Annotated in this window: 11 protein-coding genes and 1 pseudogene; 7 read left to right on the forward strand and 5 right to left on the reverse strand. The window is 67.2% G+C overall.

Annotated features, from left to right (window positions below; genetic code table 11):
- Positions 1–72: 72 nt before the first annotated feature.
- Positions 73–801 carry a TVP38/TMEM64 family protein gene (locus tag RT567_RS09455; protein WP_313576038.1) on the reverse strand — a complete coding sequence of 243 codons (729 nt, stop codon included), beginning with the start codon at positions 799–801 and terminating at the stop codon, positions 73–75.
- Between the two features lie 180 nt (positions 802–981).
- On the opposite strand from RT567_RS09455, the gene rpmH reads away from it, so the two are divergent.
- From rpmH to RT567_RS09485, 6 genes are all read left to right on the forward strand, one after another.
- On the forward strand, positions 982–1,116 hold the full coding sequence (gene rpmH, locus RT567_RS09460; protein WP_003164000.1) for a 50S ribosomal protein L34: 135 nt from the start codon (positions 982–984) through the stop codon (positions 1,114–1,116).
- Positions 1,117–1,150: 34 nt separating this feature from the next.
- A complete protein-coding gene (gene rnpA, locus RT567_RS09465; protein ID WP_313576040.1) occupies positions 1,151–1,591 on the forward strand; it encodes a ribonuclease P protein component in 441 nt (146 codons plus the stop codon).
- A 5-nt stretch (positions 1,592–1,596) separates the two neighbouring features.
- Positions 1,597–3,399, forward strand: a complete 1,803-nt coding sequence (gene yidC / locus RT567_RS09470) for a membrane protein insertase YidC (RefSeq protein WP_313576042.1) — start codon at positions 1,597–1,599, stop codon at positions 3,397–3,399.
- Between the two features lie 4 nt (positions 3,400–3,403).
- Positions 3,404–4,072, forward strand: coding sequence for a ribosome biogenesis GTP-binding protein YihA/YsxC (yihA, locus tag RT567_RS09475; protein ID WP_313576044.1), 669 nt, complete (start codon positions 3,404–3,406; stop codon positions 4,070–4,072).
- A 73-nt stretch (positions 4,073–4,145) separates the two neighbouring features.
- Entirely contained in the window at positions 4,146–4,652 is a 507-nt protein-coding gene (locus RT567_RS09480; RefSeq protein ID WP_313576046.1) for a DUF3617 family protein, read from the forward strand.
- 73 nt (positions 4,653–4,725) lie between these two features.
- Positions 4,726–5,721, forward strand: coding sequence for an LLM class flavin-dependent oxidoreductase (locus RT567_RS09485; protein ID WP_313576048.1), 996 nt, complete (start codon positions 4,726–4,728; stop codon positions 5,719–5,721).
- On the opposite strand, the gene RT567_RS09490 is transcribed toward RT567_RS09485, so the two are convergent.
- From RT567_RS09490 to RT567_RS09505, 4 genes are read right to left on the reverse strand one after another with little or no spacing between them, the layout of a single operon-like run.
- On the reverse strand, positions 5,718–6,245 hold the full coding sequence (locus tag RT567_RS09490) for a hypothetical protein (RefSeq protein WP_313576050.1): 528 nt from the start codon (positions 6,243–6,245) through the stop codon (positions 5,718–5,720). The genes RT567_RS09485 and RT567_RS09490 overlap by 4 nt on opposite strands.
- A gap of 7 nt (positions 6,246–6,252) precedes the next feature.
- A complete protein-coding gene (locus tag RT567_RS09495; protein WP_313576052.1) occupies positions 6,253–7,401 on the reverse strand; it encodes a polysaccharide biosynthesis/export family protein in 1,149 nt (382 codons plus the stop codon).
- Between the two features lie 20 nt (positions 7,402–7,421).
- Positions 7,422–8,702: a glycosyltransferase family 1 protein gene (locus RT567_RS09500; protein ID WP_313576054.1), complete on the reverse strand. Its 1,281-nt coding sequence runs from the start codon at positions 8,700–8,702 to the stop codon at positions 7,422–7,424.
- Positions 8,702–9,697 (reverse strand): KpsF/GutQ family sugar-phosphate isomerase, encoded by a 996-nt coding sequence (locus tag RT567_RS09505; RefSeq protein ID WP_313576056.1) that lies wholly within the window; start codon positions 9,695–9,697, stop codon positions 8,702–8,704. The genes RT567_RS09500 and RT567_RS09505 overlap by 1 nt, the downstream gene beginning before the upstream one ends.
- A 176-nt stretch (positions 9,698–9,873) precedes the next feature.
- Here RT567_RS09505 and RT567_RS09510 point away from each other — a divergent pair.
- Positions 9,874–10,059: pseudogene (locus RT567_RS09510) on the forward strand (trehalose-phosphatase); the annotation flags it as partial.

Here is a 10,059-nt window from a genome sequence, read left to right on the forward strand (position 1 = left end):
TCGCAGGCGGCCTGGCGGCCGTCGCGGGGGCCAGGGGCGTCTGCAGGTCGGTCGGAAGGGCCTCGCGTTCCGTCATGAGGCCTCCATGCGGGGGCGGGCGCGCAACTTCTGGGCCAGCTTGAGCAGCAGGGGCAGCAGCATGGACAGGAAGGCTACTCCCATCAGAGGCCAGAAGAATTCCGCGAACAGGCTCCGAATGTCAGGATTCGGGTCCGTGACCAGAACGTCGTGCAGGCTGTCGCCGATCCAGCAATAGATGGTGTGCGCGGGCAACAGGCCGATGAAGGTGGCGACGACATAGGGGCGCAGCGGCGCCGCCATCACGCCCGCCGCCACATTGATCATGTGGAAGGGCACGGTGACGACCAGCCGCGCGACCAGCACATACCAGAAGGTGTTCTTGTCCACCCCGGCGCAGACCTTGTTCAGCAGACCCGTATCGGCGGCGGCGCGGCGGCGCAGGGAATCGCCCAGGGCGGTGCGCCCCACATAATAGACCGCCAGGGCGCCGACGGTGGCGGCGAAGGCGGTGGCGACGCCGCCGACCCACGGCCCGAACAGATAGCCCGCCGTCACGGTGATGAAGACCACGCCGGGCACCACGCTGGCTGTCAGCAAGGCGAAAATCAGCATCAGGGCGCCCAGCATCAGCAGATAGTGCTGGGCGGTCAGGCCTTCCAGCGCCGCGCCGTGCTCGCGCAGGGTGTCCAGCGACAGGTAGCGATTCCAGCCCATGCCGAAGATCAGGGCGACGGCGGCCAGCAGCACGGCCAGGGGCAGAAATCTTTTGACCCGGTCCAAGCCGCGCTCCGTCCTCTTCTTCCTGACATCCTTAGCGTATTTCCAGACGCCGTGCGCCCCTGTCGGCGATGTGGAAAAGCCGCTTCGGCGTTGACTCTCGTCCTGCCGCCGCTTATACGCCCGCCTCTCTCGCGGCTGACGCTTGTGTCTGTCGCCAACCCCAGTAACCCGGAGCCGACCGTGAAGCGGACCTATCAGCCGTCGCGACTCGTGCGCAAGCGCCGTCACGGCTTCCGTTCGCGGATGGCCACCAAGAACGGTCAAAAGATTGTTGCGCGTCGCCGCGCCAAAGGCCGTAAGCGCCTGACGGCCTGACGTCACGCGCCCATTACCCTTCAGGGCGGGGCGCATGACCGATCTGATGAAAATCGATCGCCTATTGAGGCGGCCCCAGTTTCTGGCGGCCGCCAAAGGCGTTTCTCAGGCCCGCGGCGCCGTGGTGGTCCAGCAGCTGGATCGCGGCGACGGCGACCCCTCGGTGCGCCTGGGATTCACCGCCACCCGCAAGATCGGCGGCGCTGTCGTGCGCAACCGCGCCAAGCGGCGTCTGCGCGAGGCGGCCCGGCTGCTGACGCCCCTGCACGGGCGGGCCGGATGCGACTATGTGTTCATCGCCCGCATGGGCACGGCGGACCGCGACTGGGACCGTTTGCTTGACGATGTGAAATCGGCCCTTACAAGGCTCGCAACCCCGCGCGCGGCTCCCGATATGGGAGACCGGGCCGTTTCGCCTATTCCGATACCGACCCGCGCCGCCCCCGACCCGCGCCCCGCCGACCAGGACCGCTGATCCCGATGCAGAACGAGAACTCGCGCAACACCATCATCTTCTTCGTGTGCGCGGCCCTGATCATGGGCGTCTACTACTTCATGGTAATGCGCCCGCAGGCCGAGAGCCGTCGTCAGGCGCAGATCGTCGCCGCCGAGCAGCAGAAGGCGCGTGAGGCTTCGGCCGACGCCGGCCTGACGCCGTCGGGCGCCGCGCCGGGCGTCTTCATCAAGGACCGCGCCCAGGCTCTGGGCACGGTCGCGCGGGTGCCGATCCAGACCCCGACCCTGAAGGGTTCGCTGTCGCTGCAGGGCGCGCGCATCGACGACCTGTACCTGACGAACTACAAGGAAACGCTGGACAAGAATTCGCCGCCGGTCGAGCTGTTCCGCCCGCAGGGCATGGAGCACGCCTATTTCGCCCAGTTCGGCTGGAGCGGCCCGAACGTCGCCGGCGGCGTGCCCGGCCCCAACACCGTCTGGCGCCTGACCAAGGGTTCGACCCTGACGCCGACCACCCCGGTCGAGCTGACCTGGGACAACGGTTCGGGCCTGCGCTTCACCCGCGTCGTCTCGATCGACGACCAGTATATGTTCACGGTCAAGGACACGGTCGCCAACCTGGGGACCCAGGCCATCGCCATCGCCCCCTACGGCCGCGTCGAGCGCCAGGGCGTTCCGGTCGACCTGGGCAAGCAGATGATCCTGCACGAAGGCGCCATCGGCACCTTCGGCGACGGCGACAGCTATTCGACCGAACAGGTCAAGTACAAGGACTGGGCCAAGAAGCCGCGCATCGAGAACCAATCGACCGGCGGCTGGCTGGGCATCACCGACAAATACTGGCTGGCGGCCCTGATCCCCACCCAGAACGAGACCATCGAAGGCCGCTTCTCGGTGCGCGACGCCGACGGCATGAACATCCACGAAGCCGCCATGCTGGGCGCCACCCACACCATCCAGCCGGGCCGTCAGATCGAGGAGACCCAGCGTCTGTTCGCTGGGGCCAAGCGCGCCGAGGTGCTGAAGACCTATGAGCAGTCGCTGGACCTGCCGCGCTTCGTCTACGCCATCGACTGGGGCATGTTCTGGTTCCTGACGCGCCCGATCTTCACCGTGGTGGAGTTCTTCTACGGCGTCCTGGGCAACTTCGGCCTGGCCATCCTGGCCCTGACGGTGGTGGTCAAGCTGATCCTCTTCCCGCTGGCCAACAAGTCCTACGAGAGCCTGTCGAAGATGCGGAACCTCCAGCCCAAGATGGAGGAGATCAAGAAGAAGCACGGCTCCGAGCCGCAGAAGCAGCAGCAGGAGATGATGGCCCTCTATCAGCGGGAGAAGATCAATCCGTTGGCGGGCTGTCTGCCGATGGTGGTGCAGATCCCGGTCTTCTACGCCCTGTACAAGGTGCTGTTCGTGACCATCGAAATGCGTCACGCGCCCTTCTTCGGCTGGATCCGCGACCTGTCGGCGCGCGACCCCTCGACGGTGTGGAACCTGTTCGGCGCCATTCCGTGGGATCCGGCGACGCTGCCGCTCCTGGGCGGGATCCTGAACGGCCCGCTGCACCTGGGCGTGCTGCCGCTGGTCTATGGCTTCACCATGTGGCTGCAGATGGCGATGAACCCGCCGGCGCAGGATCCGATGCAGCGTCAGATCTTCCAGCTGATGCCGATCGTCTTCACCTTCATCATGGCTCCGTTCGCGGCCGGCCTGCTGATCTACTGGGCGTGGAACAACGTGCTGTCGATCATCCAGCAGTATGTGATCATGCACCGCTTCAAGGCCGAGAACCCGATCGACACCTTCATCGCCCGCTTCAAGAAGGCCTGATCGATTGGACGCTTCTGACGAGCCCAAGGTCGGTGAATACTCGGACGCCGAGGTCGAGGCGGCGCGCGTCCTGTTCGCGCGCCAGGCCAGCTTCGTCCTAGGCTGCGCCAAGATCGAGCAGCTGCCGACCCCGGACCTGCCCGAGATCGCCTTCGCCGGCCGCTCCAACGTCGGTAAGTCCAGCCTGATCAACGGCCTGGTCGGCATGCACAAGCTGGCCAGGGCCTCGAATGAGCCGGGCCGCACGCGCGAGGTCAACTTCTTCGACCTGGACGGCCGGATGCGTCTGGTCGACCTGCCCGGCTACGGCTGGGCCAAGGCGTCCAAGACCACGGTCAAGAAGTTCCAGGATCTGGGCCGCGACTATCTGCGCGGTCGGGTGACGCTGAAGCGGGTCTATCTGCTGATCGACGCCCGCCATGGCCTGAAAAAGGTCGATGACGACGCGCTGAAGGCCCTCGATCTGGCCGCCGTCAGCTATCAGATCGTCCTGACCAAGGCCGACAAGTTGAAGAAGGGCGAGGCCGAGAAGGTTCAGGCGGAGACGCTGAAGGCTATCTCCAAACGCCCGGCGGCCTATCCGCATGTCGCCGTCACCTCGTCGGAGAAGGGCTTCGGCCTGCCCGAGCTGCGCGCCGAGATCATGCGCACCACGGGCGTCGTCCTCGACTGAATCTCACGGGCGCGTGAACCGTTAAGCCGTACCGGCGTTGTCCCCTCGGTTCTTAACGAGAGGGGAGCGCTCCATGCGTTCAGCGATTATCGGCGGCGTCGCCGTCGCCTGCCTGCTGGGTCTGTCGGCCTGCGGAAACAACAACAAGGCCGAAACGCCGGCGGGCGAGGGGGCTGAGACCGCCTCGACGGCCGCTGCGCCAGGGACGCTCGACGCGCCCAAGCCGGGCCTGTGGCGCGTTTCCACGGCCATGGAAGGCATGCCGGGCGGCGCCGCCGTGCCGACGCAGGAAGTCTGCATCAAGGAGGCTAAGCTTGAGGCCCCGGCCAGCGCCCAGCAGCCGGGCGCCGACTGTACCAGCCAGCCGTTCGCGCGTCAGGGCGACGCCATGGTGGCCACCTCGTCCTGCACCCTGCCGGGCAATATGAAGGCGGATTCCACTATCCGCGTGACCGGCGATTTCAATAGCCGCTACGTCACCGAGGTCACGACCAAGATGGACCCGGCGCCGACGCCGCAGATGGCCCAGACCAAGGTCACCATGACCGCCGAGCGCATCGGCGACTGCCCTGCCGGTTAATAAGCGCTACCCATAGACGATTGATCGTCACGGCCGGTATGGCGTCGCTGCAAAGCGGCCCCATATCGGTCGGATGATCCCTCTGTCCATTCTCGACCTCGCCCCCGTGCCAGAAGGCTCCGACGTGGGCCAGGCGCTCGCCAACACCATCGATCTGGCCCGCCACGCCGAGCGGCTGGGCTACAGCCGCTACTGGCTGGCCGAGCATCACAACATGCCGGGCATCGCCAGCGCCGCGACTTCGGTCGTCATCGGCGCGGTGGCGGCGGCGACGAAGAGCATCCGCGTCGGCGCCGGCGGGGTCATGCTGCCCAACCACGCCCCCCTGGTCATCGCCGAACAGTTCGGCACCCTGAACGCGCTGCATCCCGGCCGGATCGACCTGGGCCTGGGCCGCGCGCCCGGATCGGATCAGGCGACAGCGCGGGCCCTGCGCCGCACGCTCCAGGGCGACCACGACGCCTTCCCTCAGGACGTGATGGAACTGATGCAGTGGTTCGCGCCCGCCACGCCGGATCAGCGCATCATCGCCAATCCGGGCGAGGGCCAGGCCGTCCCGGTCTGGATCCTGGGCTCATCGACCTACGGCGCCCAACTGGCGGCGCATCTGGGCCTGCCCTACGCCTTCGCCAGCCATTTCGCGCCGGGCGAGATGATGCGGGCCCTCGACATCTATCGCCAGACCTTCCGCCCGTCGCCGCATCTTGAGAAGCCCTACGTCATGCTGGGCTACAACGCCTTCGTGGCCGAGACGGACGAGGCGGCGCGCCTGCTGTTCACCTCGGTTCAGCAGGCCTTCGTCAACCTGAGAACCGGCCGCCCCGGCAAGCTTCCGCCGCCGGTCGAGGGCTACTATGAACGGCTGGACGGCGCGGCGCGCGGCATGATCGACGCCGCCCTGGCCTGTTCGGCGGTGGGCGCGCCCGCGACGGCCAAGGCCGCCCTCGACGCCTTCATCGCCCAGACCGGGGCGGACGAGCTGATGCTGACCAGCCAGATCTGGGATCCGGCCGCGCGCGTGCGCTCGCTTGAGCTGCTGGCGCAGGCTACGGGGCAGGTGGGCCGCTAGGCTTCGCTCTCGCCAGGCAGAAAGCGCAGCGGCTCGACATCATCGTCGGCCATGGCTTCCGGTGTCGTCAGCCGTCGCCACGCGGCGCCCAGGCGTATGGCGTCAGCCAGGTCTTGGGCCGATATGGGCGCCTGTTCCGTCAGGCGCTGGCGCAGGCCTTGACAGGCGGCCAAGATGGCGGAGGCCTGCCGCACTTCGGCGATCGGCGAGCGGGCTCCGACGCCCGCCAGCGAGGCGAAGCGCCAACCTGAATCCGCAGGCGTGGACTGGATAAGGGCCCATTTCTCTGCCGGGGTCATCTCACCAGCGAGCGGTTCCCACGCTTCCGTTTCGCCCTGGCGGCGGTACTGACCGGCCTGATCAGGGAGGCCATGACGGGCGTAGACCTTGGCGGCGACGGCCTCGACGGTCGCAATCTGCGCCATCAGGTCTTCATGACCCATCGCCGGTGCGACCAGCGCATGCTCGTCGGCCGCGCCCTTGTCTGGCGAACCGAACAGGGCGCGGCTGAAACGCTCCAGCATGGCAGGCCTAGTTCAGGCTCAGATTGCCGGTGACCGAGACGTCATAGACGACGCGGGTGATGCTCTGGACCACTTCGAAGAATTTACGCATCTCGGCCGCGCCCGCACGGGGCGTGTAGATGAGGTCGTCTGACTGCATCTGGAAGTTGCTGGCGATGAAGAAGCCTTCGCCCTCGTTCAGGTTCAGGCGATAGACCACGGGCACACCGCGCGAGGTGACGGGCTGCTGGATGCCCAGCGCCTGGGCCACTTCCGGGCGTTCGAAGCGGAAGATCAGCACCGAGCGGGCGTTGGCGATGTTGGAATCCAGGCCGCCGACGCCGCTGAGGGCTTCGGCCAGGGTCAGCGGGCCAGGCGGCAGCTCGCTGCGCGCCACGGCGTTGAAGGCGCCGAAAGAGCTGAAACGGCGGGGCTTGTAGACCAGGTTGACCTGATCGCCGCGCTGCAGGCGTACGTTCTCGTTGAACTCGGTCGTGACGATCGACATGGGGGCCGTATAGACCTTGCCGTCACGCTGGATGCGCACGTCGATGTCGTGAAGCGAACGCGACGGGCCGCCGGCGGCGGCGATGACGTCCAGGATTCGGTCGCTGTTGGCCGCCAGGGGCTGGCGGCCGGGGTTGCGAACGTCGCCCAGCACGGTGACGGCGTTGGAGGCGTTGCCGGCGATGGTGACGATCACCTGCGGATTGGCGACCTTGCCGATCAGGGCGCGGCGCACGGCCGTCGAGGCCTGCGACGGGGTCAGACCTTGCACGGACACCTCGCCGGCGAAGGGGATGGGAACGGCGCCGTTGCGGTTGACCATCAGCGGGGGAAGGGTCTGGTTGCCGCTGCTGGCGCCGTCGCGTGATGAGCCGCCGCCGAACAGGCTGCCGCCTGGCTCGAAGATGCTGACGGCGAGGGTGTCGCCAACGCCGATGACGTCCGTAGGCGCTTCACTGGAGGCGAGCGCCAAGGTCGAGAAGGACGGCGGCGGCGCGGCCTTCAGGCGTTCGCTTAGCGCGAAGTCCAGGTCGACGAGAGCGTAGTCGCCCGCACGTTCCGGGGTGGACGAGCCTTGCACCACGTTACGACCGGACGGCCCGTCGCGGGGCAGGGTCGAGCACCCGGCCAGAAGAGCGACGATGAGCAGGCTGGCGGCGGTTCTGATCATGGGGCCTCGGTTCAATTCCATCAGATGCTTACCCTTGAGGCGGCTGCGCCGCCAGAGGGAGACAGCACCCGTTGCTGGACGACATCGAAATGCTGGTCCCAGTTGGGCGCGGAATAGGGAGGCGCGACGGGCGGATTTCGGGCCCAGTCCTCAAGCGCGGCCAGCCATCCCAGGCCGTCCAGCGGATCGATGAGACGGGCGTGCGGCACGAGTTCGCGATGAGCGGCGATGTCGGAGGCGATGAGAGGCACGCCCATGGCGCTGGCCTCGACGGCGGGCAGGTCGAAGCCTTCGACCGATGACGGCGCGACCATGGCCCGCGCGCCCCGCATCAGAGCCGAAAGGGCGCAGTCGGGCAGGTTTTCGGCTTGATGCACGAGGCCGCGCAGATTGGGCGAGCGTTGCAGGTGATCCAGCACGGCCTCGTTTTCCCAGCCGTACCGGCCGACCAGGACCAGACGGGGCGTGTCGGCGCCCATGGTCTCTTGCAGTCGCCGCCAGACGGTCAGCAGGAAGGCCAGGTTCTTTCGCGCCTCGATCGTGCCGACGTGCAGGAAGTAGGGGCGTGCCGGTGCAATCGTCGTGCGGCTGTCGAAGGTGCGCTCCAGCCCCAGGTGCGCGACGTCAATCGGCGGGGCGGCGATGTTCGACTGGTCGGCGAAGCTTTTCAGCTCGTCGGCCGTGTACTGGGAATTGACGATGATCCGCGAGGCGTGGCGCAGCACGTTGGTCATCCGTCGCTCATGTTTCAGCCCGTCGCCGGGGCGGCAGAACTCCGGGTGGGTCACGGGGATCAGATCATGGACCATGATGATCCGCTCAATGCCTCCGCCAGCCAGGGAGGTAAGGATGTCTGGCGTGTTCAGGCTCGTATGCCCGACATTGATATAGGCGCGCGCCGACGGGGGGGCGGCGATGCGACGCGACCTGAAGTACTGCTTCCAGATCCGCTTCGGCTTGGTCTTGGGCGGCGCCTTTTCCTCGGGCGCGTGGCCTATGATCGAGGCGCCGTCGTCCGGCGAGCGCAGGGCATCGAACAGCTTGCGGGCTTCGGGGCCGAGTTCGGTCACTGCACCGGGCCCCGTCCAGCGCGTCCGCAGTTCAGCAAGCCGCTCGCGGAACCAGTCGTTGTCCACCCGCGCCAGTTGGTCCTTGCGCGCCCGTACGGGCGTCATCCGATAGGTCGGGTGCTCGATCAGCCATTCGGCATAGGCGAGACAGACCCGGTCCACGCCGGTCGGCGCGCTGCGCTCAGCCCGGCTGAGCAACCGGCTGGCGTCGAAGAGGACGTCCTCGACCATCAGGAGACGTAGCCCGCCTGCATCAGCTCGGCGATATGAATGATGGCGACGGGGCGACGGTCATCGACGACGAACAGATTGCTGATCTTGTTGGCGCTCAGCAAATCGACCACGTCGCTCATGCGGGCTTCCGGTTCGACGGTGATGGGGCTGCGGCTCATGATGTTCTCGGCGCGCAGGGTCGAGATGTCGTTGGCGAAGGCGCGGCGCAGGTCGCCGTCGGTGATGATGCCGGCCAGAGCGCCGTCGGCGGCCAGGACGGCGACCGCGCCCTTGCGGCCTTCCGTGATCGCCGAGACGACGGCGCCGAAGTCGGCGTCCAGCGGCACGCTGGCCGGGGCGGCGGCGTTGTCGCCCATCCATTCGCGCACGGTCTGCAGGCTCATGCCCAGGGCGCCGCCGGGGTGGTGCAGGCCGAAATCTTCCCGCGTGAAGCCGCGTCGGTCCATCAGCACCATGGCCAGGGCGTCGCCCATGGCCAGGGACATCAGCGTCGAGGTCGTCGGCGCCAGGCCGTTGGGGCAGGCTTCGGCCACCTTGGGCATGGTCAGGCAGACGGCGGAGTGACGGCCCAGGAAGCTCTGGGGCCGCTGGGTGACGCCGATCACCGGAATGTCGTTGCGGGCGCAGAAGATCAGCGGGTCGCGCAGTTCGCGGCTTTCGCCCGAGTTGGACAGCGCCAGCAGGGTGGTGTCGGGGCGCAGCATCCCCAGGTCGCCGTGACTCATCTCGGCCGGGTGGACGAAGAAGGAGTTGGTTCCGGTCGAGGCCAGGGTGGCGGCGATCTTGCCGCCGATGTGGCCCGACTTGCCCATGCCCGTCACCACGACATAGCCGGGGCGCGACAGGATGATGTCGGCCGCGCGCGCGATCGAGGAATCCAGCGAACGTTCCAGCGCTTCCAGAGCTTCTATGTTCAGGCGCACGACTTCGCGCGCCCGGTCGGACATGGCGGCGAGTTGTTCAGGAGAGGAAGGAACGGAAAAAGCAGTCATGACGGCTCCAGGCGCCGGGGCCGCTTCTGCGGCTCTTCGTAGCGCAGTGGCAAATGCCTCATTCGAGAGTTCGGCACAATGGCGTCGCAGCGGGTGAATGAACGATGAATAGCGACAACCATTATGGTCGTCATGCGTTGCCATATGTCCCATGCACAGAAAGAACCTTGAAACGCATGTCTTTTGCACAGGGGTTTGCGCGCCCCGCACTGCCTGCGCCGCCGATCCGTCTGAACGGAGCGGCGCTTTTCCTTGATCTGGACGGGGTTCTGGCCCCGCTAGCGCCAACGCCGGACGCCGTGGGGCCGGAGCCGCGCCGCACCCGCGCCGTCGAGCGACTGACCCACGCCCTGGGCGGCCGG

The organism is Brevundimonas sp. (assembly GCF_032107865.1).
Classification (GTDB): Bacteria; Pseudomonadota; Alphaproteobacteria; order Caulobacterales; family Caulobacteraceae; genus Brevundimonas.